The organism is Bacillus paramobilis, assembly GCF_038096195.1.
Taxonomy (GTDB): domain Bacteria; phylum Bacillota; class Bacilli; order Bacillales; family Bacillaceae_G; genus Bacillus_A; species Bacillus_A mobilis.
Genome location: NZ_CP151108.1, coordinates 1,291,127 through 1,316,499, shown reverse-complemented (window position 1 = coordinate 1,316,499; position 25,373 = coordinate 1,291,127). Strand labels below are relative to the sequence as shown.

General features: G+C 36.5%; 27 protein-coding genes, 1 riboswitch and 1 other annotated feature. Of the genes, 10 read left to right on the top strand and 17 right to left on the bottom strand.

Annotated features, from left to right (window positions below; genetic code table 11):
• The first annotated feature begins 26 nt into the window (after window positions 1-26).
• A complete protein-coding gene (locus AABL52_RS06925) occupies window positions 27-1,346 on the top strand; it encodes a Na+/H+ antiporter family protein (RefSeq protein ID WP_000994829.1) in 1,320 nt (439 codons plus the stop codon).
• Between the two features lie 23 nt (window positions 1,347-1,369).
• Here AABL52_RS06925 and AABL52_RS06920 read toward each other — a convergent pair whose 3' ends face one another.
• Together AABL52_RS06920 and AABL52_RS06915 are read right to left on the bottom strand one after the other, a co-directional pair.
• A complete protein-coding gene (locus AABL52_RS06920) occupies window positions 1,370-2,233 on the bottom strand; it encodes a LacI family DNA-binding transcriptional regulator (RefSeq protein ID WP_341519096.1) in 864 nt (287 codons plus the stop codon).
• A 102-nt stretch (window positions 2,234-2,335) separates the two neighbouring features.
• The gene (locus AABL52_RS06915; RefSeq protein WP_340421274.1) at window positions 2,336-2,815 is read right to left on the bottom strand and encodes a GNAT family N-acetyltransferase; all 480 of its coding nucleotides are present in this window, start codon (window positions 2,813-2,815) and stop codon (window positions 2,336-2,338) included.
• Window positions 2,816-2,896: 81 nt separating this feature from the next.
• On the opposite strand from AABL52_RS06915, the gene AABL52_RS06910 reads away from it, so the two are divergent.
• Window positions 2,897-3,820: an alpha/beta hydrolase gene (locus AABL52_RS06910; RefSeq protein ID WP_097843884.1), complete on the top strand. Its 924-nt coding sequence runs from the start codon at window positions 2,897-2,899 to the stop codon at window positions 3,818-3,820.
• 10 nt (window positions 3,821-3,830) lie between these two features.
• Here the strand turns inward: AABL52_RS06910 and AABL52_RS06905 are convergent, their stop codons facing one another.
• Window positions 3,831-4,076 (bottom strand): DUF2552 family protein, encoded by a 246-nt coding sequence (locus tag AABL52_RS06905; protein WP_000360810.1) that lies wholly within the window; start codon window positions 4,074-4,076, stop codon window positions 3,831-3,833.
• A gap of 287 nt (window positions 4,077-4,363) precedes the next feature.
• On the opposite strand from AABL52_RS06905, the gene AABL52_RS06900 reads away from it, so the two are divergent.
• The 5 genes from AABL52_RS06900 to ribH all read left to right on the top strand — a co-directional run bounded on the left by AABL52_RS06900 (window position 4,364) and on the right by ribH (window position 8,637).
• On the top strand, window positions 4,364-4,570 hold the full coding sequence (locus AABL52_RS06900) for a CDGSH iron-sulfur domain-containing protein (RefSeq protein WP_001151582.1): 207 nt from the start codon (window positions 4,364-4,366) through the stop codon (window positions 4,568-4,570).
• A gap of 189 nt (window positions 4,571-4,759) precedes the next feature.
• Window positions 4,760-4,903: riboswitch (FMN riboswitch) on the top strand.
• Between the two features lie 309 nt (window positions 4,904-5,212).
• Window positions 5,213-6,325, top strand: coding sequence for a bifunctional diaminohydroxyphosphoribosylaminopyrimidine deaminase/5-amino-6-(5-phosphoribosylamino)uracil reductase RibD (ribD, locus tag AABL52_RS06895; protein WP_341519095.1), 1,113 nt, complete (start codon window positions 5,213-5,215; stop codon window positions 6,323-6,325).
• A complete protein-coding gene (gene ribE / locus AABL52_RS06890) occupies window positions 6,307-6,951 on the top strand; it encodes a riboflavin synthase subunit alpha (RefSeq protein ID WP_340421273.1) in 645 nt (214 codons plus the stop codon). Before ribD ends, ribE begins: the two co-directional genes overlap by 19 nt.
• A 12-nt stretch (window positions 6,952-6,963) precedes the next feature.
• Window positions 6,964-8,157 (top strand): bifunctional 3,4-dihydroxy-2-butanone 4-phosphate synthase/GTP cyclohydrolase II, encoded by a 1,194-nt coding sequence (ribBA, locus tag AABL52_RS06885; protein ID WP_341519094.1) that lies wholly within the window; start codon window positions 6,964-6,966, stop codon window positions 8,155-8,157.
• 18 nt (window positions 8,158-8,175) lie between these two features.
• Window positions 8,176-8,637 (top strand): 6,7-dimethyl-8-ribityllumazine synthase, encoded by a 462-nt coding sequence (gene ribH, locus AABL52_RS06880; RefSeq protein WP_000230901.1) that lies wholly within the window; start codon window positions 8,176-8,178, stop codon window positions 8,635-8,637.
• Between the two features lie 24 nt (window positions 8,638-8,661).
• Here the strand turns inward: ribH and AABL52_RS06875 are convergent, their stop codons facing one another.
• From AABL52_RS06875 to AABL52_RS06840, 8 genes are all read right to left on the bottom strand, one after another.
• Window positions 8,662-8,982 (bottom strand): hypothetical protein, encoded by a 321-nt coding sequence (locus tag AABL52_RS06875; RefSeq protein WP_000549787.1) that lies wholly within the window; start codon window positions 8,980-8,982, stop codon window positions 8,662-8,664.
• Between the two features lie 180 nt (window positions 8,983-9,162).
• A complete protein-coding gene (gene bioB, locus AABL52_RS06870; protein WP_341519093.1) occupies window positions 9,163-10,161 on the bottom strand; it encodes a biotin synthase in 999 nt (332 codons plus the stop codon).
• A 1-nt stretch (window position 10,162) separates the two neighbouring features.
• A complete protein-coding gene (gene bioC, locus AABL52_RS06865; RefSeq protein WP_097843890.1) occupies window positions 10,163-10,972 on the bottom strand; it encodes a malonyl-ACP O-methyltransferase BioC in 810 nt (269 codons plus the stop codon).
• Window positions 10,938-11,678, bottom strand: coding sequence for an alpha/beta fold hydrolase (locus tag AABL52_RS06860; protein WP_097843891.1), 741 nt, complete (start codon window positions 11,676-11,678; stop codon window positions 10,938-10,940). Before AABL52_RS06860 ends, bioC begins: the two co-directional genes overlap by 35 nt.
• Window positions 11,675-12,862 (bottom strand): 8-amino-7-oxononanoate synthase, encoded by a 1,188-nt coding sequence (gene bioF / locus AABL52_RS06855; RefSeq protein WP_341519092.1) that lies wholly within the window; start codon window positions 12,860-12,862, stop codon window positions 11,675-11,677. Before bioF ends, AABL52_RS06860 begins: the two co-directional genes overlap by 4 nt.
• Window positions 12,828-13,556 (bottom strand): ATP-dependent dethiobiotin synthetase BioD, encoded by a 729-nt coding sequence (gene bioD / locus AABL52_RS06850; protein ID WP_341519091.1) that lies wholly within the window; start codon window positions 13,554-13,556, stop codon window positions 12,828-12,830. The genes bioF and bioD overlap by 35 nt, the downstream gene beginning before the upstream one ends.
• Window positions 13,556-14,848: an adenosylmethionine--8-amino-7-oxononanoate transaminase gene (gene bioA / locus AABL52_RS06845; RefSeq protein WP_423250479.1), complete on the bottom strand. Its 1,293-nt coding sequence runs from the start codon at window positions 14,846-14,848 to the stop codon at window positions 13,556-13,558. Before bioA ends, bioD begins: the two co-directional genes overlap by 1 nt.
• 218 nt (window positions 14,849-15,066) lie before the next feature.
• Entirely contained in the window at window positions 15,067-15,423 is a 357-nt protein-coding gene (locus AABL52_RS06840) for a hypothetical protein (RefSeq protein ID WP_341519089.1), read from the bottom strand.
• A gap of 142 nt (window positions 15,424-15,565) precedes the next feature.
• Window positions 15,566-15,786, top strand: a binding site (T-box leader).
• A gap of 277 nt (window positions 15,787-16,063) precedes the next feature.
• Between AABL52_RS06840 and nhaC the strand changes: the two genes are divergently transcribed.
• Window positions 16,064-17,437 (top strand): Na+/H+ antiporter NhaC, encoded by a 1,374-nt coding sequence (gene nhaC / locus AABL52_RS06835; protein ID WP_341519088.1) that lies wholly within the window; start codon window positions 16,064-16,066, stop codon window positions 17,435-17,437.
• A gap of 49 nt (window positions 17,438-17,486) precedes the next feature.
• Here the strand turns inward: nhaC and cpdB are convergent, their stop codons facing one another.
• The gene (cpdB, locus tag AABL52_RS06830; protein ID WP_341519087.1) at window positions 17,487-19,793 is read right to left on the bottom strand and encodes a bifunctional 2',3'-cyclic-nucleotide 2'-phosphodiesterase/3'-nucleotidase; all 2,307 of its coding nucleotides are present in this window, start codon (window positions 19,791-19,793) and stop codon (window positions 17,487-17,489) included.
• Between the two features lie 362 nt (window positions 19,794-20,155).
• Between cpdB and AABL52_RS06825 the strand changes: the two genes are divergently transcribed.
• Both AABL52_RS06825 and AABL52_RS06820 read left to right on the top strand, forming a co-directional pair.
• On the top strand, window positions 20,156-20,935 hold the full coding sequence (locus AABL52_RS06825) for a GDSL-type esterase/lipase family protein (RefSeq protein WP_098872082.1): 780 nt from the start codon (window positions 20,156-20,158) through the stop codon (window positions 20,933-20,935).
• A gap of 74 nt (window positions 20,936-21,009) precedes the next feature.
• A complete protein-coding gene (locus AABL52_RS06820; RefSeq protein ID WP_000445817.1) occupies window positions 21,010-21,456 on the top strand; it encodes a MarR family winged helix-turn-helix transcriptional regulator in 447 nt (148 codons plus the stop codon).
• Between the two features lie 24 nt (window positions 21,457-21,480).
• Here the strand turns inward: AABL52_RS06820 and AABL52_RS06815 are convergent, their stop codons facing one another.
• The 5 genes from AABL52_RS06815 to argB form a co-directional block, all read right to left on the bottom strand.
• On the bottom strand, window positions 21,481-21,687 hold the full coding sequence (locus AABL52_RS06815; protein WP_000291944.1) for a hypothetical protein: 207 nt from the start codon (window positions 21,685-21,687) through the stop codon (window positions 21,481-21,483).
• A gap of 58 nt (window positions 21,688-21,745) precedes the next feature.
• On the bottom strand, window positions 21,746-22,306 hold the full coding sequence (locus AABL52_RS06810) for a DUF2062 domain-containing protein (protein ID WP_341519086.1): 561 nt from the start codon (window positions 22,304-22,306) through the stop codon (window positions 21,746-21,748).
• 177 nt (window positions 22,307-22,483) lie between these two features.
• Window positions 22,484-23,434, bottom strand: a complete 951-nt coding sequence (gene argF, locus AABL52_RS06805) for an ornithine carbamoyltransferase (RefSeq protein ID WP_341519085.1) — start codon at window positions 23,432-23,434, stop codon at window positions 22,484-22,486.
• A 12-nt stretch (window positions 23,435-23,446) separates the two neighbouring features.
• Window positions 23,447-24,607: an acetylornithine transaminase gene (locus tag AABL52_RS06800; protein WP_341519084.1), complete on the bottom strand. Its 1,161-nt coding sequence runs from the start codon at window positions 24,605-24,607 to the stop codon at window positions 23,447-23,449.
• On the bottom strand, window positions 24,604-25,371 hold the full coding sequence (gene argB, locus AABL52_RS06795) for an acetylglutamate kinase (RefSeq protein WP_341519083.1): 768 nt from the start codon (window positions 25,369-25,371) through the stop codon (window positions 24,604-24,606). The genes AABL52_RS06800 and argB overlap by 4 nt, the downstream gene beginning before the upstream one ends.
• Between the last annotated feature and the right edge of the window lie 2 nt (window positions 25,372-25,373).

Below are 25,373 nucleotides of genomic sequence, written 5' to 3'. Positions count from 1 at the left end.
AAAAATTTAGGGAGATTACATTTATTATGAATGCTGTACTCGTCGCAGTAGCAGTTATGCTATTGCTTAGTTTGTTACGTGTCCAGGTCATTGTCGCCATCATTGTTGGAGCTTTAACAGGCGGAATTATCGGCGGACTCGGTATTTCAGAAACGATTAACACTTTTACAACTGGCCTTGGAAACAGTGCTCCAATCGCTTTAAGTTATGCAATGCTTGGCGGTTTCGCTATTTCCCTTTCTAAAACAGGACTTCCAGATGCCATGATTCAAACTGCATTAAAATGGATTGGCAATGAACAAGACACGAAAAAACAAGTTTATTCTAAAATACTTATTTTATTCATCATTTTAACGATGGCTTGCTTCTCACAAAATGTGATTCCTGTTCATATCGCTTTCATCCCCATCTTAATTCCAGCACTATTAAAAGTACTAAATGAGCTGAAAGTGGATCGCAGACTTGTTACATGTATTATTACATTCGGATTGATTACTCCTTATATGTGGATTCCAGCGGGGTTCGGAAAAATTTATCATGACGTATTACAAACAAATGCTGCGCAAAGCGGTCTTACATTTGATGTCGCACTTATTCCAAAAGCCATGACTATTCCAGCAATCGGTATGATTATTGGATTATGTGTAGCCGTATTTATTACGTACCGGAAACCTCGTACGTATGAAACAGAACAAGTTCATACTACGGCAAATGAAATCGTTCCCTACACAAAACGTAGCATTACTTTCGGATTATTATCTATCATAGCTACATTAATTGTTCAATTAGCAACGGAATCAATGATTTTCGGTGCGTTAGCAGGGATTATCGTCTTATCAGTAAGTGGTAGTCTACCTCTTAAAGAAGCAGATGCGATATTAACAAGCGGAATGCGCATGATGTCCTTTATCGGTTTTGTTATGATCGCTGCCGCTGGATTTGGCGCTGTTCTTCGAAAAACAGGACATGTTGAATCTCTTGTGCAAACGAGTGCACATATAATTGGAAATAACAAGCCACTCGCTGCATTTCTTATGCTTGTGATTGGACTTCTCGTTACGATGGGAATTGGTTCATCCTTTTCAACCATCCCTATCTTAACAACAATTTTTGTACCTCTTTGCATGCAGCTTGGATTTAGTCCAATGGCCACAATTGCAATTATCGGTACAGCCGGAGCGCTAGGAGATGCCGGATCACCAGCATCAGATAGTACACTTGGACCAACATCCGGTTTAAATGCTGATGGTCAACACCATCATATATGGGATACATGTGTACCAACGTTTCTACACTATAATATACCGTTACTTATATTCGGCTTTATTGCCGCAATTACATTATAAAAGGTGCGTTTTATACGCACCTTTTACCTTTTTATTTTTCCTTTTAATTGTTGCAAAGCTATTTTCCCATTTTCTTCGTCATAACTTTCAATTTTGATGAGTGGCGGGCCTATCCATTCACTGTCTACGCTCCCGTTCAGTCCAGTAATTTTCAATTTATCCTGTATACAGATATTTAAATTTTTCGCTGCTCGCATTAACTCAAAAGTAACCTTATCACTTGAAGTTACAATTCCATCAATATACGGATAGGTTTGCAATAATGTAATAAACTGTTTATTCGTATACCCTTGTACACATTCTTCTCGATAAGAGATTCCTTCCTCCCAAACAGCGTCTAAAAATCCCGATATGTGCTCTTCCATTGCTTCACTATCTTCTCCCTCACCGAAATAAGCAAGAAAGTGACAACCCTTCTCTTTTAATAAAGAAACCGCTCTTTGTCCACTTTCATAATAATTTGCATGTGATTTTTTTTCCTCGATCACAACAAACGGAAGTGGAATTTCTCCTATACTTTTAAAAACTGATTTTGTCAAAATAACACCTGCAACGTTATTTTCCTTCAACATATGTATGTATCTATCTTTATTCTCTATATTACAAACAATGATTTGATATCCTTCTTTATATGCTATTTCCTCAATACAATGTAGCAAAGTGATGTTTGATGGGTTATATAAATTATCTACAAGTAATGCAATTATCGTTGAATTCTCTTTAAACAATGGCTTTGCTGTACTATTTGGCCTATAACGTAATTCCTCAATTGCTTCCTTTACTTGTTTTACTGTGTCCTCATGAACGTATCCTTTTTCATTAATAACTCGTGAAACGGTTGCGACTGAAACACCTGCCAATTTTGCAACATCACGTATAGTTGCCACATCGTCACCCCTTAATATGGTAATAGATTACAATTTTACGGTAACCTAAATTACAATATTCGTCAAGGTTAATAACTTATATTTCTGAAAATTGTTACATCATTACACTAAACGATACTCTAACTGAATTTCATGTAAAATTGGGATACTATCATACCCAATACTTGGAATTTCTTTCTTTATTTTTCGTGCCTCTTCCACTGCATTCACATATAAATTCGTCATCACAAAATTACGTTTTTGGTAAAAACGTAACGCATTCATATTATCATTTGTTGTTATGAGCCACACCCGCCCACACCGCTCTTCTTCCGCAACTTGTAATACACACTCCACAAGTTTTGTTCCTATTCCTTTTCTTTCTTCAAAGCTATCTAACGATACAATTTCACACATATTTCCGGTCACTTCATACGTTATAATTCCGATTATTCTGTCATCAAAGAACGCAACAAATCCTGGCAACTCTTCTAACTGATGCCCCTTCCCACGTGAAACCATCAACGAACTCCCCCAGTTCTCACACATGAACATTCGGATTGTTTCTTTCATCACTGGCGTAATTTTTTGTATATACACCATTTCCTATTTCTCCCCCTTTCTATCATTGTGATACAATATAAGTGTATCACATGTAACGGTATTTGGAGGATGAGGTAAAGTATGAAACGTTTTTTTGCAACATTGTTTACTATACTAGGTGCGATAACTGCCCTTGGGATTTTCTTTACAAATAAAGTGATGTACTTAAAGAAAAAAACAGAGGAAGAAGTACTCGAAAGAGAAACGAAAAAACATTTTCGTATAGAGGATTTTGATGCTCTTCATAAAGAAGAAATTCATATCCCTTCGCAATTTGGATATGATCTTCACGGATATTACATTCCTGCTGGTCATTCCAATAAGTTTATGATTTTTTGTCACGGCGTAACTGTAAATAAAATGAACTCTGTAAAATATGCAAGGTTATTTTTAGACAGAGGGTATAATGTCGTTATTTATGATCATCGTCGTCATGGTAAAACTGGCGGAAAAACAACAAGCTATGGATACTATGAAAAACATGATTTAAAATCAGTAGTTGACTGGCTAAAAAGTCGTTTTGGAACAAATATAACACTCGGTATTCATGGTGAATCTATGGGAGCTGCAACACTTCTTCAATACGCAGGACTTGTAGAAGATGGTGCTGATTTCTATATTGCAGATTGTCCTTTTTCTGATTTCTACGGGCAATTACAACACCGTTTAAAGGTTGAATTCCATTTACCTAAATGGCCTTTATTACCTCTAGCAAATGCTTTTTTAAAAGTGCGTGACGGTTATACGATTCGCGAAGTTTCACCAATCGATTGTATAAAAAACATTAACAATCCCGTCCTCTTTATTCATAGTAAAGATGATGATTATATTTTGGCTGATATGACGAAAGCACTATATGAAGCAAAAGAAAACAATAAACAACTTTATATTGCAGAACACGGTGCACACGCTTGCTCTTATAACGAAAATAAAGAAGAATATGAAGCAGCCGTTGATCAATTTTTAAACTCATATGTAAAAGAAACAAAAAACAGGCTTGCATAAGCCTGTTTTTTTATTGCGCTAAAACGTCTGTAACTTGTTCCATGTTTTCAGAAATCCATTGCATTGCATCATCTAACGTTGGAAATTCTGTCGTTTGAAATGTTACTTCATCTTGAAGTAACCAAACATCCTTTGACTCTTGTCCTACACCTGCAATGGACCAGTGTAACAAACTATATGGATGATTATCATTCAAAAATGATGCCCACGTGCGCTCATTTGCAATATTTCGTAATGTACGTAATTGTTTATCCATCTTTCGTCACCTTACTCTAGTCAGTTATAAAAAACATTATAACACTCTCTTCTCTCCCAAAGAAAGTGCTCTTTTTACCCCGCATTAACGGGCAGTAAAACTCCCACCTCAAAACTCAGCTAAAACAAAGAAGTTAGGTGGGAGATTAACTGCCCCTAAAAGCCCGATTGGTTCAACTAATAATTAGTGGGGGATACCTCCCCCACTAATTAAAGTTTCACTTTATATTGTCAAGTACTTCTCTTAATTATATGATGAAATTAAGCGTTTGGGAAGGAGGGATAGCGTTGGCTAAAGTACAAATTAAAGTAAATGATAATGGCTCTTTTCGCGTTACAGGGGACGTGGAATTAGTCGATTCACAAGGGAATGTATTCCCAGCAAAGCCGGCATTTTCTTTATGCCGTTGTGGTTTATCAAAAAATATGCCTTATTGCGATGCTTCGCATAAAGGTAAATTCGAATCTGTTGTTAGAGCACCAGAGGCAGAATAATTCCACATGTGACATGCACATTTTTTTGTGCATGTTTTTCTTTTTTACACCTCCGTTATATCCCTTCTCCTTACAACATTTCTCACACTTTTGTCACCATGCCAAGCTACATGTATTTTCACACAATTCTTCACATTCGAATATTTTTTACTAGCCTTTTATCTTTTTTGTGCTATAATTTGAGCAAACAACATCCTTCGGGGTCGGGTGAAATTCCCAACCGGCGGTGATGAAGTGCAAACTTCTAAGTCCGTGACCCGTTTTCAACTCGAAAACGGTGGATCTAGTGAAACTCTAGGGCCGACAGTATAGTCTGGATGGGAGAAGGATATGTTTTCTAGTAATTTTATATAGCGAATACACTTTTATTTCAGTATGCATATTTTTAAAGTTTCATTTTGAATCTTTATATATGTTTTATTTTGTATACTTATGTTTCTATACTGGAATAAAAAGATACGACTAGCGTTTGAAAAATTCGATATTTTGCTAGGTTTTTTCCTTATGCAAAAATATCAATCATCGTTAGGTTTCTTTCCTATACTTTCGTATTCGAACTATATTTCTAGAAATCACGTCTCCCAAACCCCAAGGATATAAAATCCTTGGGGTTTTTTGATTTTTTCAGGAGAGGTGAAGAGAATGACAGATCAAGAATATATGAGGATTGCCCTGCAGTTAGCAGAAGGAACATCCGGACAAACAAGTCCAAATCCTATGGTTGGTGCTGTTGTTGTAAAAGATGGAAACATCGTCGGTATGGGAGCTCATTTACGTGCTGGTGAAGAACACGCAGAAGTTCATGCTCTTCATATGGCTGGTGAGAAAGCAAAAGGAGCTACCGTTTATGTAACACTTGAACCGTGTAGCCATTTTGGAAAAACACCACCTTGCTGTGAATTACTCATCGAAAAGGAAGTTAAGCGAGTTGTAATTGCTACTCTTGATTGCAACCCTCTCGTTTCTGGTAATGGAAAAAAGAGATTAGAAGAAGCTGGCATCGACGTAACTACCGGTGTTCTTGAAGCAGAAGCCACCTTATTAAATCGTTTCTTTTTTCACTACATGAAAACGAAACGTCCATTTGTAACCATAAAAACAGCGATGAGCTTAGATGGGAAAACAGCAACTGTCACTGGTGAAAGTAAGTGGATTACAGGTGAAGAAGCACGAGCTGATGTTCACCAATATCGCCATACACATGATGCGATTCTCGTTGGAGTAAATACAGTTATAGCTGATAATCCGCATTTAACGACAAGAATTCCTAACGGGGGTAAACATCCTATACGTGTTATTTTAGATACCCATTTACGAACACCACCATCTTCTCATGTCATCAAAGATGGTTTAGTACCGACATGGATTTTTGTCGGTAAGGATGTAAATAAAGAGAAAATAGCTTCTTATGAATCTGAAAATGTAACTATATTCCAAATGAAAACGAAGCAAATTGAAATTGAGGACCTCCTTTTCTTTCTTGGAGAGAAGCAAATTCTTTCTTTATTCGTTGAAGGAGGCCAATCGATTCATGCAAGCTTCTTACAAACAAAGCATTTCAATGAAATTATAACTTATATAAGCCCGATATTAATTGGCGGGAAAGATGCCCCTACTTTATTTGGCGGAAATGGTTTCGCAGCATTACAAGATGCACTTTCCTTGGAGATTCAAGCGATGAAACAAATTGGCGATGATATAAAAATCGTTGCGAATGCCCGAAGCGAGGTGACGGAATGTTTACAGGAATTGTAGAAGAGTTAGGAACGATTACAAACATGCAACAAAGCGGAGAAGCGATGAAGTTAACGATCCATGCAAATAAAATTTTATCAGATGCTCACTTAGGTGATAGTATCGCGGTTAACGGTATTTGCTTAACTGTAACGAGTTTCACAACAACTTCATTTACAGTGGACGCAATGCCTGAAACGATGCAATCAACATCACTTCGCATGCTTAAACCACACTCTAAAGTAAATTTAGAGCGGGCGATGGCTGCAAACGGACGATTCGGTGGACATTTCGTTTCAGGACATATTGATGGCATCGGAACGATATTAAACAAAAAACAACACTATAATGCCGTCTATTACAAAATAGCTATTGCTGATGAATTACTGCGCTATTGTTTGCATAAAGGATCCATCGCTGTTGATGGAACGAGTTTAACAATATTTGATATAGACGAATCTTCCATCACAATCTCACTCATCCCGCACACAGTAAGTGAATCTGTTATCGGTGGAAAGAATGCCGGTGACATCGTAAACATTGAGTGTGACATGATCGGTAAATATATCGAACGCTTTATTTCTAAACCTGTAAATCGAACTGGTTCAATGAGCAAAAGCTTTTTACAAGAAAACGGATTTCTATAAGGGGGAAGCATGATGTTTCATCGTATTGAAGAAGCTCTAGAAGATTTAAAACAAGGAAAAGTCGTTATCGTATGTGATGATGAAAACCGCGAAAATGAAGGCGATTTTATCGCTTTAGCAGAGTATATTACGCCGGAAACGATTAACTTTATGATTACACATGGGCGCGGCCTCGTTTGTGTACCGATTACGGAAGGGTACGCAGAACGTCTACAATTAGAACCAATGGTAGCTCATAATACGGATTCGCATCATACTGCATTTACAGTGAGTATTGATCATGTTTCTACAACAACAGGAATAAGCGCTCACGAACGGGCAACTACGATACAAGAATTGTTAAACCCTGCATCAAAAGGTGCTGATTTCAATCGTCCTGGACATATCTTTCCATTAATCGCGAAAGAGGGTGGTGTCCTGCGCCGCGCTGGTCATACAGAAGCTGCTGTCGATTTAGCACAGCTTTGCGGAGCAGAACCAGCTGGAGTTATTTGTGAGATTATTAATGAGGACGGTACGATGGCACGCGTACCTGATTTACTACAGTGTGCAAAACAATTTGATATAAAAATGATTACAATAGAAGATTTAATTGCTTATCGCCGCCACCATGAAACATTAGTGACGAGAGAAGTAGAAATTACATTACCTACAGATTTCGGTACTTTCCATGCAATTGGCTATTCTAATTCATTAGATACGAAAGAACATATCGCACTCGTAAAAGGTGATATTTCAACAGAAGAGCCTGTGCTTGTACGCGTTCATTCAGAGTGCTTAACAGGTGATGTATTTGGCTCATGCCGTTGTGATTGCGGACCACAACTCCATGCTGCACTTGCTCAGATTGAGCGTGAAGGAAAAGGCGTTCTTCTCTATATGAGACAAGAAGGACGAGGCATCGGCCTTCTTAATAAGCTTCGCGCTTATAAGTTACAAGAAGATGGATTCGATACTGTAGAAGCAAACGAAAAACTTGGATTCCCAGCTGATTTGCGAGATTACGGTATTGGCGCTCAAATTTTAAAAGATTTAGGTTTACAACATTTACGATTATTAACAAATAACCCGCGAAAAATTGCTGGCTTACAAGGTTACGATTTAGAAGTAATCGAGCGTGTACCATTGCAAATGCCAACAAAAGAAGAGAATAAAACGTATTTACAAACGAAAGTAAACAAATTAGGACATTTACTAAACTTATAATAAAGGGAGAGATTCATTATGGTATTCGAAGGTCATTTAGTTGGTACAGGATTAAAAGTTGGGGTTGTTGTTGGACGTTTTAATGAATTTATTACAAGTAAGTTACTCGGCGGAGCTTTAGATGGATTAAAGCGCCACGGTGTAGAAGAAACTGATATTGATGTTGCTTGGGTTCCTGGCGCATTTGAAATTCCTTTAATCGCTAAAAAGATGGCTAGTAGCGGAAAATATGATGCAGTTATTACGCTAGGTACTGTAATTCGCGGTGCTACAACACATTACGATTACGTTTGTAATGAAGTAGCAAAAGGGGTTGCATCTTTATCACTACAAACAGACATCCCCGTTATTTTCGGTGTATTAACGACTGAAACGATTGAGCAAGCAATTGAACGCGCAGGCACGAAAGCTGGTAATAAAGGCTATGAATCTGCCGTTGCTGCGATTGAAATGGCTCACTTATCAAAACAATGGGCATAAAAAAAGAGGCTGCGGCCTCTTTTTTTATTTCTTTACTTTTTTCCGTACATCTTTTATTAATTCATCCATTGTTTTTCCTTCTGTTTGTATACGAAGCGTTTGTGCTGTTCTCCATACATTCTCTCTTTTCTTCGCTTCTTCTATAATAGTAATTTCTTTTCGGACTTCCTTTAAATCTTTCCCTTCTGTTTTCAACCCAAAATGTTCAGCTTTCGTTCGAAAATGTTGTTCAATTCGTTGTTGCATCTCTTTTTGTTCAGGATTTTCGGCAGCCTTAACTGGATCAGTACTTATTGCTTTTAGTAAAATTAGACAAGTCATAATCGCTAATATATATTTGTGCATGTAAAATCCTCCAACCCAATATAAATTACATATTTACTATGTACAATTGGGGCTTGGAAAATTCGTCCACCAAAATTCTTTTTTTTACTCAAAAACCAATAATATCAAGCGTTTACAACTATTTATTACATTTTATTTACAAAAAAGCAAACTCTTTTACAAGTTTGCTTTTTATCTACCTTATAATGCACATTCTTCAATCTCAAATCCTAAATCTTCAATCATACCCCAGTCTGCAGTCGGCTCTTGCCCAGCTGTTGTTAAATAATCTCCAACAAAGATAGAGTTTGCTGCAAATAAACCGATTGGCTGCACAGAGCGTAAATTGATTTCACGTCCTCCTGAAATGCGAATTTCTTTCGTTGGGTTTACAAAACGCATCATTGCCAGCACTTTTAAACATTCTACTGGTGTTAATTCTTTTTGTCCTTCAAGCGGTGTACCCTTTACAGCAACAAGGAAATTACATGGAATTGAGTCTGCATCTATACGTTGTAATTCAAATGCAATTTCAGCGCGTTCTTCTATTGTCTCCCCCATTCCAAAAATCGCCCCAGAGCATGGTGAAATACCCGCTTCTTTCGCTTTTTGAACTGTATCAACACGATCGTCATACGTATGAGTGGAGCAAATACTTTCGTAATTATTTGCATGTGTATTTAAGTTGTGGTTATAACGATGTACACCCGCTTCCGCTAAACGTCCTGCTTGATCTTCGTTTAAGAAACCTAAACAACAACAAATTTTCAAATCTGTCGTTTCACGAATCTCCTTAACGGCTCCAATTACGTGATTCACCTCTTTATCCGTCGGGCGACGACCAGATGCTACAATACAATATGTACCCGCTTTACGGCGAATTGCTTCGTGTGCTCCTTCTATGATCTTTTCCTGCGTTAACCATGCATATTTATCAATCGGCGCCTCTGAAATAATAGACTGTGAACAATATCCGCAATCTTCAGGACATAATCCAGATTTCGTATTAATAATCATATTTAATTTTACTTTCTTACCAAAGTGATGATGGCGAATGATGTAAGCTGCATTCATAATCTCTAAAACTTCTGTCTCATCAGCTTCTAATATCGCTATTGCATCCTCTTTCGTAATCATTTTCTCTTCTACTACGTCATATGCAAGTTTTTTCCAATCCCTTTTTGTTTGTACTTGTTTCATTTCATCTCTTCCCCTCTTTTGTTATGTGCATAAATAAAGCGTGATACGTCGCCATTATCCCTTCATTTTCCGTGAAGTCTCTTTCGTATATGCGAAGCATCGCACGAAAGAGTGAGGGACTTTGACAATAGGATTCTTCATTACTATTAGTCGCTCCTACTTTTCGAATAGAATGTAGAAACTCCCTAACTTCTGTAAACCTTTCTATGTAACATGTTTCAGAAACATGCACATCCCCTGTTTCTATTTCACATATATGACGCAACTGATTTTTCGAATAAAAACGTTGCCCAATCGATGTTTCATTTTGTATATCTTTTTCTTCTTTCGCCCGCTGGAACGAAGCATGCAATTCTTGAAATGTTTCGTGTCCAAACGTTGAAAAGAGTAATATCCCATCTATAGACAAATGATGAAATAAATTTCTTATCACTTGTTTTAAATCATTTAGCCATTGAAATGTGGCATTCGAAATAATGACATCATACGTTTCTTCTAGTCGTAATCTTTCGATATCCTCACAGTAAAACATTACATTTTTCACATTTTGTCTAGTTTTCGCAACCTCAATCATACTTTCAGCAAAATCAATGGCTGTAATATGCGCTTTCGGAAATAAGTTTGATAATTGCTCTGTAACATATCCTGTCCCGCATCCAAGTTCTAAAATACGTATCGTTGAATTTGCACTATATCGCCGATTCAATGTAGAAAGTAATGAATGTGCCATCTTTTTTTGTACATTTGCATATTGATCGTAGGATACAGCTGCCACGTTAAACCGTTTTTGTAGTAACGTTTTGTTGATCATGTCGTATCCCCTCTACAAATTGAATTATCTCATTTCCGCAATATTCGAAATTCGTTACGCATAATGCGTGTCCAGCCTCACTTACTACCTTGAGCGTGGCAGTCTCATTCTCAGCCATACTACGCGCTGCAGATAATGGGCATATTACATCCTGCTCTCCGTGAATAAGTAGGATAGGAACTTTAACCTCTTTCAGCTCTTCCCTCATATCTGCTTCTATTAAATACTCCAAACCTAATTGCAAAGACTGAATAGAATCACCTTTAAAGCGTTTTATCATATCTTCAAACCTTTTATTCTCTTTCAGCTCATCTTTTGTAAACATATTTTCATAAAACCGCTTGAGCGTATCTTTTTTCTTTCTCGCTACATTCTTTTTCAGCCGTTCTACATGCAAAGCATTCCATCCACTCGTATAGTCGCTCGTATTTGTAAATTTAGCAGTGCCACCAATTAATACGATACCTTTCGCCTTAATCTTTTTATGAGCTTGAACTGCCGCTAACGCTCCTAGTGACCATCCAACTAAAATTACATTTTCATCTTTTGCTACATCTATTATTCGCCCCGCAAATTCACTTTGTTCTCTCACATTACGCCAATTGATACATTGAACAGAATATCCTTTAAAATACGGCAGAACTAAAGTCCAAACACCTTCTTCCATTCCCCACCCAGGAATAAAAATAATCTTTAGCTCTTTCATACTAAAAACCCCTCTTCTTTACCAATGCGTATAATATGCTGAATAGCCCAGTTCAAATCAGCTATTGTATGTTGGGACGTAACTGCAAAACGGACCCGTGAACTATTTACTGGAACCGTTGGTGGACGAATTGCAATTGCTGCAATACCTACCTCTTGCAACCTTTTACTAAACCGTAGAGCTGTTTCATTTGTACCGACTACAATCGGTACAATATGAGTTGAGCTATTCCCAATATCAAAACCAGCTTCCTGCAAATGTGTCCTAAAATATGCTCCATTCTCTATAAGTCTCTCTCTTCTTTCATTATCTTCTTTCACAATTTCAATTGCTTTTTGTACCGCCCCTAACGTTCCTGGTGGTAAAGCAGTAGTAAAAATAAAGCTTCTCATCATATTTTGTAAATACTCTATATAAATTGCATCGCCTGTCAAATACGCACCATAACACCCTAAAGCCTTGCTAAACGTCCCCATATGTATATCAATGTTTTGAGCAATATCTTTTTCTATATGGGATAACCCTGCTCCATCCATTCCATATATTCCACTCGCATGTGCTTCATCAACTATAATCATTGCTCCATATTTCTCTTTCATTTGCACTAAATCTCTTACATATGCAGTATCACCATCCATACTAAAAACAGTATCCGTTACGATTAATTTCTTCTTTTTTGGCGGTGCTACTTGCAACAGCTTCTCTAAATGATCTAAATCATTATGACGATATCTTTTATGCTCTGCTCCGCTTAATATAATTCCATCAACGATGCTTGCATGATTTAATTTGTCACTAAACACAATATCGTGACGACAGACTAATGAAGAAATCACTCCAACATTTGCGGTATATCCACTATTTACAACTAAGGCTTTTTCAGTGCCTTTCCAATCGCATATACTTCTCTCAGTCTCTTCATACAGTGAATAATTTCCTACAACGAGCCTTGATGCTGTCGCCCCAGTTCCATATTTTCTTGTGCATGCTATAGCAGCTTCTTTTAACCTCGCATCTCCAGCTAACCCTAAATAATTATTTGAAGCTAAATTCAGCATCCTTTTTTCATCTCGAATAAGCCATGTCTCTTCTGCTTGTTCTGTTACATGCAAATTGCGATACTGCCCTTGCTCATTTAATTGTTGCAATTTAGATTGAAGATGTGTGCGCCACGTTTGATTCATTTCGGATGAACTCCTCTAATTTCGAAATCATTATATACTCTTTTGCAGATTCCAAGACTTCTTCTTTTGTAAACTCACCTTCAAAGAATGGTAATAAACCTAAAACCGGTACCCCACTTAGCTCTTCAATCATTTCTTTATTTTCTTGTACTCTTTCCATTTCACATTCTTTGCAGCCGGATAAAATTACACCTGCTACTGTTAAGCCCTGTGCCTTCGCATAAGCAATCGTTAAAACTGTATGATTTACTGTTCCTAATGTAGGACGTGCGACTATAATAAGAGGAAGCTGTAATTCTTTTGCGAAATCAATTACTAAAGCGTCTTCTGTATACGGAACAGCCAGTCCACCTGCTCCTTCTACAAATAGGCTATTAAATTCTTTCAATCGTTCATTATAGTGATCCATAATTTCCTTTAAATGTACTACTCTTCCAGCTCTTTTCATGGCAAGTCTCGGAGCAAGTGGCTCTTCAATGGAATAAGGGCAAATTTCATCTTCTTTTGTCGGTACACCTGATAATACTTTTAGCCTTGCTGCATCTCCCTCTGGATTTAATGCAACATGTCCACTTTGCAACGGTTTATATACCCCTATGTTATATCCCAATTCTCTAAATACACCTGCTAATGCACCTGCAACTACAGTTTTTCCCACTTCAGTATCCGTTGCTGTTACAAAAAAACCGCTCATTATTCTCCCTCCGTAACATCTGAGATTGCTTTATACAAAATATGTAACATATCATCAATCTCATCAATTGTAGAAGCAAGAGGAGGCATAAATACAATCGTATTACCTAGCGGTCTTATAATCATGCCCAGCTCTCGTGAGCGTTTACACACTTGAACACCGACTCTCTCTGTCCATTCAAACGCTTCTTTTGTTTCCTTATTCTTCACAAGTTCAATTCCAACCATTAACCCGCACTGACGAATATCCCCTACATGTTTATATGCAAAGAGCGATTCTAATTGCGTCGCCACATACTCTATCTTATGTGCCACTTCTTCTATTAAATTTGTTTTCTCGTATAGTTCTAGATTCGCAATTGCTACCGCACATCCTAACGGATTCCCTGTATAACTATGACCGTGGAAAAACGTTTTTTGTTCTTCATATTCACCTAAAAAGGCATTATAAATTTCATCTGTCGTTACGGTAATTGCAACTGGTAAATATCCGCCCGTTAAACCTTTTCCGGCGGTTAAAATGTCCGGCGTTACATTTTCATGTTCACATGCAAACATTTTCCCGGTACGCCCAAATCCAGTAGCTACCTCATCTGTAATAAATAAAACATTATATTTAGTACATAAATTACGTAGCCCTCTTAAGTATCCTTTTGGCATTGTAATCATACCGCCAGCACCTTGCATTAAAGGTTCTACAATTATCGCTGCAATTTCTTCATGTTTGTCTTTCAGCAGCTCTTCCATTTCTTCTAAATGTTTTTTTACAATTTCCTCCTTATTATTTCCATAAGGAGAACGATATGTATATGGATAAGGCATTTTAATTGCCTCAAATAAAAGTGAACTATACACTTGGTGAAACAAGTCTATTGCTCCTACTGAAACAGCTCCAATTGTATCACCGTGATACGCTTCTTTTAATGTTACAAATCTTTGTTTCTTCGGTTTTCCTTTATGCTGCCAATATTGAAATGCCATCTTAATTGCAATTTCAACAGCGCTAGAACCGGAGTCGGAATAGAATACTTTCTTCAAACCTTCTGGTACAACTTCAATTATTTTTTCTGCTAATAAAATAGATGGAACGTTAGCAAGTCCTAGCATAGTAGAATGGGCAATTTTATTTAATTGCTCACGAATTGCTTCATCTAATTCTGGTACTTGATGTCCGTGAACATTTAACCAAATAGATGAAACACCGTCCCAATATTCATTTCCATTTACATCGTATAGCTTTCTTCCCTCTCCACGTTCAATAATGACAGGATCTTCTTCTAAATAATCTTTCATTTGTGTAAACGGATGCCATACATAAGCTTTATTTTTCTCCGATAATTCTTCATATGTATAAGACGATTTTTCAGTCGTATTACTATTAACAGTCACAATTGCCACCCCTAATGTTAACTAGTTTATAAATATAGTTAACATTAAATTTAAATGACTGTCAATTATTTTTAAATCAAATAGTTCTTAAAAAAGAACAACTTATCATACGATAAGTTGTTCTACTTTCCGTGTTGTATCTTTCCGATTTCTAAAATAATCTCTTCATCTTTTTTTCCTTCTGTATCAATTCCAAGTTGTTTTGCATGTTCAATCAATAAATCATGGCGCTTCTCAAATCTTGCGGTATTTACTTCTTTCGTAACCTCTTCTTTTGTTTTCCCTTCAGTAGAAAATCCTAGTTTCTCAGCTGCTTTTTCCATCGACTTCTTCTCTTCCGTTTCTTTCACTTTCTTCACTTCTGACTGCTGTATTTGCTTTTGCTTCACCTGCTCTGATTCAGCTGCAAAAGCTGTGTAAATTCCAGCACTTCCGCCAATGACTAGTAAGGTGGTAAAAAGAATTATTTTTTTCTTCACTCTTTCCTCCCCTTTCAAATTCATTATAACGTACAAATTTAGAACATTAAAAACATTTAACCTTTATTTCCCTAAAAAAATATTGCACATTTTTATTGACATATAAGTTGAAAATGTGATAAAAATTTAACTAACATCATATGAATCGGCATTGATAGGATTTAGTAGTATTTCGATTTCTGATTTCAGAGAGCTGGTGGTCGGTGCGAACCAGTACAGAGCGAATTATGAATTACCCCCTGGAGCTTCTTTTGCGAAACGTAAGGAGTAGTGAAAGACGGTTATAGACCGTTATATCTAAAGAGTGGTGAAACGAAACTGTTTCACAATTTAGGGTGGTACCGCGAATTTTTCGTCCCTGCATATATTGCAGGGGCGTTTTTATTTTATTAGCGCATATCATACGACCCTTTATTTTGTGATACATTCATTTCACAAGCTAGGGTGGTACCGCGATTTCTTCGTCCCTGCATAATTATATGCAGGGACGTTTTTTTATCCAATCATTTCCGTATCATATTGAAGGATCAAAAATTACCGGTAATTTGTCACAAAATTCTAAATTTAAGAAGGAAATAAACAATATTGGCGAATTTTATATAAAAAAGAGCTATTTTAGATTACTTAGGAGGGGAAAACAATGGTTTCAAAAATTGAATCTGTTCTTTTAACATTATTTATCTTTTTCTGTATTGGCTTTAGTGTTATTCAATTAGAAGTTTCACCACACATCCCAATTTTATTTGGTATCGTTCTTTTATTAGCATTTGGATTTATGAAAAAAATCTCTTGGTCTACTATGGAAAAAGGGATGATCAGTAGTATTTCAGCTGGTATTCCATCTATTTTTATTTTCTTACTTGTAGGCGTATTAATTAGTGTTTGGATCGCTGCTGGAACAATTCCAACTTTAATGGTGTACGGCTTCCAGCTTGTATCTCCAAAGATTTTCATTCCGACTGTTTTTGTTGTTTGCGCAATTGTTGGAACAAGTATCGGTAGTGCCTTTACAACTGCCGCAACTGTAGGACTTGCCTTTATGGGCATGGGTAGTGCTCTCGGATACGATCCGGCTCTAATCGCTGGTGCAATTATTTCTGGTGCATTCTTTGGAGATAAAATGTCTCCTTTATCTGATACAACTAACTTAGCTCCTGCTGTTACGGGTGTAGATTTATTTGAGCATATTCGTAACATGCTTTGGACAACAGTTCCAGCATTCATTATTGCTTTTATCGCCTTTTTCATTTTAGGAGGCGGCACTAGTGGAGACGTTGACTTCACAAACTTTATTAGCACGTTAGAGAAAAACACAACGATTTCTATCGTTACACTTATTCCTATTTTATTACTATTCCTATTCGCATTTAAAAAAGTTCCAGCCGTTCCAACATTGCTTGCAGGAATTGTGGTAGGAATTATTATTCTCTTTATCTTTAAACCTAGCACTTCTTTAGCTGATTTAATGAAAATTATGCAAGACGGCTACGTTTCTAAAACTGGTATTAAAGACATTGATAGCTTACTATCTCGCGGTGGCCTGCAAAGCATGATGATGTCAATTGCACTTATTTTCCTAGCTCTTTGTATGGGAGGATTATTACAAGGAATGGGTATTATCACGCAGCTAATGAATATTATCTCTAGCTTCGTAAAAAATAGCACACGTTTAATTATTTCTACTGCTTCAACTGCAATTGGTGTAAACTTCTTACTTGGTGAGCAGTACTTATCCATCGTTTTAACAGGACAAGCATTTGCTAATAAATACGATGAAGTCGGTTTAGAGCGTCGTAATTTATCACGCGTATTAGAAGATGCAGGTACAGTTATTAACCCGCTCGTACCATGGGGAGTAAGTGGTGTATTCTTATCGAACGTCCTTGGCGTTCCGACATTTGATTACCTTCCATTCGCAATTTTCTGTTTAGCTTGCCCAGTCTTAACAATTATCGTTGGCTTTACTGGATTTGGCCTTTCATGGAAGAAAGAAAAAGCAATTACAATCTCATAATATACTAAAAAGGATTACCTGAATCGGTAATCCTTTTTATATTTCTCGACTATCTATTTGCTTTCTTTCTTCTAAATAACAGAAGTAATCCCGCTCCAACAAACGCCAAGCCTGCTCCAATTGTAGAAGCAACACTTGTACCTGTTTTCGGTAAATCACGTTCTTCTTTATTTTCACTTACAGTTGTTGTTTCTTTTAAGTTTTGATTTTCCGTTGTAGTTTGTCCAGATCCTGATCCTGTGTTATTACCTGCATCTGTTGGCGGTGTCGTTGGATTTTCTCCATTATTTCCTTCACCTGTTGGTGGTGTCGTTGGATTTCCTCCATTATTTCCTTCACCTGTTGGCGGTGTTGTTGGATTCTCTCCACCAGTTTCCTTACCATCATCGTTCTTCTTCGTTATATCAATTGCATATTTAGCAAATTCATTTTCAGATGGTCCAACATATGATATTTTTCCATCTTTCTTTATATACTTTTGTGCATTTGGTGAAGAATCGAATGTTGTATTTAATTTATCTGCAACAATCGGTTTAAACGTCCAATTTTTATCTGCTGCTGGATCAATAACTGGTGTTTCTTGCATATACTTCACAATGATTTGACGTGTTTCATCTTGTGATTGGTATACAACTTCCCCTTTACTTACACCCGGGAACGTTTGGCTACTTCCGCGATAGTTATTTGTAGCAACGATGAACTCTTGATTATCAGCTACTGGCTTACCTTCATATGTCATATTTATAATACGATTCGTATTTGCATTTACAACTTTTCCATCTTTATCGTATTTCGCTGGTTGTGTTACATCAATTTCGTATTTTACGCCATCTAAAATATCGAAGTTATATGTAGGATAGCCTATATTTACTAATGGTTGTTCTTCTGTTTTCTTTGGATCGATTTGATTAAACTGACCTGCAGACATTTCAAGCCATTCTTTCACTTGTGCCCCATTTACTTTTACAGCATATAACGTGTTTGGATATACATATAAATCTGCAACGTTTTTAATCGCTAACGTTCCAGCTGGAATATCCGTATAATATGTAGCACCGTTTCGGCCACCTGCTTTAAATGGTGCGCCTGCAGATAAAACTGGAATTCCTTTATATTTGCTGTACTGTCCATTTTCAGCAAATAACTTTTCTACATACCATTTTTGTGCATTTGTTACAAGTTGTACAGAAGGATCATCTTGTACTAATGAGAAATAACTATTAATTGGCGCTGTCGTTTTTCCTACAGCTGTATTCACATAATCAATTGTCGCTTGGTGATCATCTTTAATTTCATTAACTAATTTTTCATCAGATTGTACTAATGGGTTCCCTTTACTATCAGCAATCGGACGAAGTTGCGGCTTCGATTGCTCTTTTTGTATTTCCCATTTTCCGTTTACCTTTTTCAATTGCATATCAATAATACCTAAGTTACTTCCAAAGACACCAGGCATTACAACTGGAACACCATTAAATACATCCTTCACTTCAGTATGTGAATGTCCCATTAATACTGCATCTACACCAGAAACTTCTGTTAAATAATACGAAGCGTTTTCCATGCCAACGTTGTATCCACTCTTATCAACACCAGAATGCGCTAGTGCAACGATAACATCTGCACCTTCTGCTTTCATTTTTGGCACCATTTTCTTCGCTGTTTCAACTATATCTTTTGCTTTCACTTTTCCTTCTAAATTCGCTTTATCCCAGTTCATAACTTGAGGTGGAACAAATCCCATTACGCCAATTTTCACTTTTTGTTTTTGACCTGATTCATCTTCTACTTCTTTTTCAAAAACATGATATGGTTTAAAGTAATTTTGATCGTTCTCTTCATTATTATCTTTATCATCTTTATATACGTTCGAGTTAATAACCGGGAACTCTGTTTTACTAATTACTTTGTTTAAATAGTCTAAACCGTAGTTAAATTCATGATTCCCAAGAGAGATGACGTCATACTTCATTAAATTCATTAAACGATATAATGGATGTGTATAACTAGGATCCACAGGCTTCTTCGGATCATTTATTTTATTCGCTACGTAATCTCCAAGCGGTGTCCCTTGCAATGCATCCCCATCATCAAATAGGACAGAGTTCTTCGCTTCTTCACGTGCTTTATTAACAAGTGTTGCCGTTTGTACGAGACCTACTTTATTATCTGTTTTCGTTTGATAATAATCGTAATTCATTAAGTTAACGTGAATATCTGATGTTTCTAGAATTCGTAAGTTAACCGTACTCTCCCCATTGTTCTCTTCCGCATAAGCGGTTGTTGGCAACACTTGTGGTGCTATTACACCAATAGCAAGAGTTGCTCCAGCTAGCATTTTTTTTGACTTTTTCACAAAAAATCCCCCTTATACAATTACCAAAAATAATGAAATAAACCTCTATTTGCCTCTAACCACATACCTTTTTTCTTCTATTAGAGACAAGATTTTCATTTCATCCTGCGCTAATGAGTATTCCCCTTAAACGCCCGATTGTTGAAACTTTAATTAGCAGGAAATAAAGCCCTACTCATTAAAATTTCACCTTATCTGACATTATCATATATAATGTACTTTCATATCGTCAATATTTTTTGACATACTTCTACAAATTTTCTGTAAAGTTATTGTAAACTTTTCATAAACATATAATATGCCCTTACATTGTTAATACTGCTGAATATGATACAATTACCAATTACAAGGAGGATGAATTTATGAAAAAAGTCATCTTAACAATTGTTTGTCTCCTCCTTCTAATCATTTCTTATTCTTATTTCGAAAAGAACGATGAGACAAAACAAAATGAACCCGAAGAAAAAACAGAAAAAACATCTACTCCAAGTTGGATTGATAAGCAAACAAACGATTCCTTTTATCACCTCGTATTAGGTGATTCACTCGCCAAAGGATATGGATCGACACAAGGGGGATTTGCTGAATTAGGTTCTAGACAAATAGAAGCACAAATTCATAAACCAATTACCATAGAAAATCTTGGGATAAACGGTCTTACAACAGATCGTCTCGCTAAAAAAGTTCAATCAGAAGATGTAAAACAAAAGATTAGAGCAGCAAATATCATTACGATTAATATTGGAGGAAATAATTTATTTCGCTTAAATCGTGATGTCGGTGTTATAGACGGTATTAAAATGTTAAATAAAGAAAAAGCTCATTTTGAAGCGGATATAAAAACTATTGTAAAGACAGTTCGCGATCAAAACCCGGACGCTTTACTCATTCTCTCAGAGCTCTATAACCCGTTACAACTCGATGACTCCATCGCCAGTTATGCAGATATGTTTTTAGATGGCTGGAATGAATCCGTTTATTCCATTTCAAAAGCAAATCAACCATCTATCGTTTTGCCAGTTCGTAAATTAATATCGAATGATAAAAAAGAGTTATTATTTGACCAAGTACACCCAAATGATAACGGCTATGCAATTATTGCTAATGCGTTTACAAAGCAAGTGTTATCCTACAAATATTAAAGCTGTCATGAAACAATTCTATTTTTATACCCTGTCTTTTTTGTTACAATGATAGTGTGGAAGGGGGCCTTTATATGGAATCACGCGAGTGGGAACGTATTGTTGATCATCTTCTTTCGCTAGTGCCTCTTTTTTATCGCAAATTTATGCTTCCTGGAGAATTTTCTTCTCAAAGACATATGCCGCCATCACATACACAAGTATTGCTGCTTCTGCATGAAAATGGCACATTAGCAGTTTCCGAAATCGGTAAGCGGCTAGCGATTTCACGGCCTAACATGACACCTCTATTAAACAAACTAATTCAAGAAGAATTAATAGAGCGTCATTATAGCGAAAAAGATCGACGGGTCATTTTAATTTCCCTAACAGCTGAAGGGAAATTGTTAGTAAATCAGTATCAACAATTCATTTTAGACAAATTAAAAGAAAATTTCCAAACATTATCTGAGGAAGAACGTGAAAAACTCATTCACTCTCTTCAAACCATTCAAAATTTAATTTTGAAAACAAACGCATAAAGCTGCTTCTAAATAGAAGCAGCTTTATGATTCGTAATAATTACCATAGTATACATTTGAATATGGCCATGTCGTTAAATATGGTTTTTGTTCTTGCGTAGGTTGCTGTGGTGGTATTTGTGGTAATTGCTGAAATTGTTGCTGCTGATACACTCCAAATTGCTGCCTCATATCATTTACCGGATAATAATTTACATATGGGTATACTTGCGGTACGTAATAATAATACATTCATTCTCTCCTCCTTTTTCTTAAACATATTCAAAGGAGAAAATGAATGTGACACTCTTTATATTTGCACGAGTGGTTCTCTCACTCGTTTCTTTCTGTTCTTCAAACGTAACTTACGGTTTTTTTCATATAAATAATGCACAACAAAATATGAAATTACCCCAAACACAACTCCTATTATCGTCATACCAATTAATACATACACTTCACTCTGTAATAAGCTCTTTAATATTGTGAAAATATGGCTTGAAAACAAGTCAGATATCGTAAATGGTTCATGATGTATTTTTTTCACATGAAATGGATAAATCATTTTTCCTAACGCATAAGCAACTGGAAATAAAAATACCGGTAAAAATGATATTTTCCCAATAATATTGCCAATAACCGCAGCAGGAAAAGATCCCTTTGCTAATCGAACGATCGGATAAAATATTACATATACGAGCGATGCCGTATATATGACCAGCATCTCTAAACCAAACCCAATTGCAAAACCTAACGATACTTTCTGTGCTCCTTCTGGTGATCGAAGCAACTTATAATATTGAAACTTTAATATTCTCCACATCCGCTGAAAAAACGAATATGTTTTCTTAGTTGTTTTCACCCTCATCATCTCTTTAACTATATTTTTATATGTAGTATGTCCTTACACACTCTGAAAAACAAATTTAGTTTCCTCTTTTATTATAAATGATATCAAAATGGTTAACTAAATATACATATGACATTTCAATACAAAAAGTGCACCTCCAATTGTTATTTGTACGTAACAACTGGAGATGCACATCATTTAAGAAAGTTCTTCTACATTTTTAAATAAACTTACTAATAATGCTTTTTGCGCGTGCAATCGATTACCAGCTTGCTCAAAGACGATAGACTGTGGTCCATCTATAATTTCTCCTGTTACTTCTTCTTCACGATGGGCGGGTAAACAGTGTAAGAAACGATATGCTTGCTTCGCATGCATAACAAGTTCTTTATTAATTTGGTAAGGTTGAAATAAAGTATATTTCTCTTCTTCTCCTTCTTGCCCCATGCTCATCCAAACGTCAGTATATATGAAATCTGCTTCACTCACCGCTAATTCAGGATTATGCAAAATTTCAATTTCAGCTCCTGTTTCTTCAGCAATCATTAACGCTTTTTTTACAATTTCCTCATTCGGTTCATATCCTACAGGCGTCGCAACAGTCATATGCATTCCGACTTTCGCACTCGCTAACAACAATGAATGACATACGTTATTCCCATCACCTACATAAGCTAATTTAATTCCTTTAAACGTCTTCACTTCTTCATAAATCGTCATTAAATCTGCCAACGCTTGACAAGGATGGTGATCGTCCGTTAATCCATTAATAACAGGTATGCTCGATTCTTTTGCAAGCTCTTCTACATCGGCATGTGAGAATGTACGTATCATGATCCCGTCAATATAATGAGATAATACTTTCGCAGTATCTGAAACGCTCTCCCCTCTTCCAATTTGCATCTCTTTCCCACTTAAAAACATGCCATGTCCTCCGAGCTGTACCATTCCTGCTTCAAAAGATACGCGAGTACGAGTCGAATGTTTATCAAAGATAAGCCCTAATATTTTCCCTTGTAATAAAGGCTCTTGCTTATTCTTTTTTAAATAGATAGCGAACTCAATTAAAGAAATAATTTCTTCTTGCGTCAATTCTTCTAATGTTAAAAGATCTTTCGTATTTAATTTCGGTACTTGTACAGTTGACATGGAATTTCCCCCTCATATGATTGATACGTTTTTTGTACAAACTACTTTTTTTATCATATATACTGCCTGTTCTAACTCTTCATTCGTTACAATAAGTGGTGGTAATAGCCTTATCACATTAGGTCCTGCTTGTAATACGAGAAGTCCTTCTTTCTCTAGTTGTTCTATAAAACTCGCAACTTCATGCTTACACTCCATCCCTATCATAAGCCCCTTACCACGTATATTTTGAATACATTCAACATGTCGTAATTCCTCTCGCAACTTCTCTAATACGTATTCGCCCTTTTCTTTTACCTCTTTTAAAAACGATGGTTTCTTACTTACTTGCAATACTTCTTTCGCTGCCGCCATCGCAATATAATTCCCACCAAACGTTGAACCATGTGATCCTGCAGTAAACGATGTTCCAAGTTCTTTCTGGCCAATCATCGCTCCAACGGGAATGCCATTTCCAAGCGCCTTAGCGGTAGTAACGATATGAGGAGATATTCCCATTTGTTCGTAAGCAAATAATGTCCCTGTTCTTCCAATCCCAGTTTGTACTTCGTCTATAATAAATAAGGAACCGAATTTATGACATAATGTTTCAATTGCTTTCAAAAAAGATAGATTAGCAGGAATGACCCCTCCCTCTCCTTGAACAACTTCTACCATTACTGCCGCTACTTCTTCATTCATTACTTCCTCTAACGCCTTTATATCGTTAAACGGAGTATGTAAAAAAGACGGAAGGAGCGGACCAAATCCTTCTTTCACTTTATTTTGCCCCGTCGCACTCATCGTTCCGAATGTTCTACCGTGAAAAGACTGCTGACATGTTATGACGAGGGATTTTCCAGTATGCTTACGAGCTAGCTTCAACGCAGCCTCATTCGCCTCTGCCCCACTATTACAGAAAAAAACAGAATCTAACGCTGTATCTTCTGTTAATAATGATGCTACTTCTTCTTGTAAGCTGTTTGTAAACAGGTTAGATATATGCCATATATCATGAAGTTGCTCTTGGATAGCTTTCATAACCGTAGGGTGACAATGTCCTAAATTACATACGCCAATTCCTGATGTGAAATCTAAATATTGCTTACCATTTTCATCAATAACTTTCGTTCCACTTCCCTTTACAAACTCAATATTTCTTCTCCCATACGTTTGAAAAAGATGACTTGTCATACGATACTTACTCCTTTCGTTACCGTCGTTCCGATACACTCGCCCGTAACTTCAGTAAAATCTTTTGTACCGTTCACAATACTTATCTTTTGCACTCCCATTTTTAATGACGCTAGTGCCGCCTGTACTTTCGGAATCATCCCGCCTGTAATAACTCCTTTTTCTATTAAAGTAATAATTTCCAATTCATCCGTTTTCTTTACTAACTTTCCTTCATGTAATATCCCATCTACATCCGTAATAAAAATGAGTTCTTTTGCGGATAATGCGGCCGCAATTCCAGCTGCAGCTGTATCCGCATTTATGTTATAAATCTCATTATCATTTATCCCGACCGGAGCAATAACAGGAATATAATTCAAATTTATCAATCCTTTTAGTAAGGCTGTTTCGACATAACTTACTTCTCCAACATATCCTATTTCTTCGCTGACAGGTTGAACTTGAAGTAAATTGCCGTCACACCCTGAACAACCTACCGCAAGTAAATTATGCCTTTGCAACTTCATTACAATTTTTTTATTCGCACTTCCGCATAGCACCATTTGAACAATATCCATAACTTCTTTTGGTGTTACCCGTAACCCATCTCTTTTTTCTACTTTGATGTTACAATCTTTTAATTTGGCATCAATTTCTGGGCCGCCACCATGGACAATCACTACTTTATACTTCTGTTGTAATTTCTTTATACAATCAAAAAACACATCATTTAATTGATCCAACATACTACCGCCGCATTTCACTACAATATAATCGCTCATCT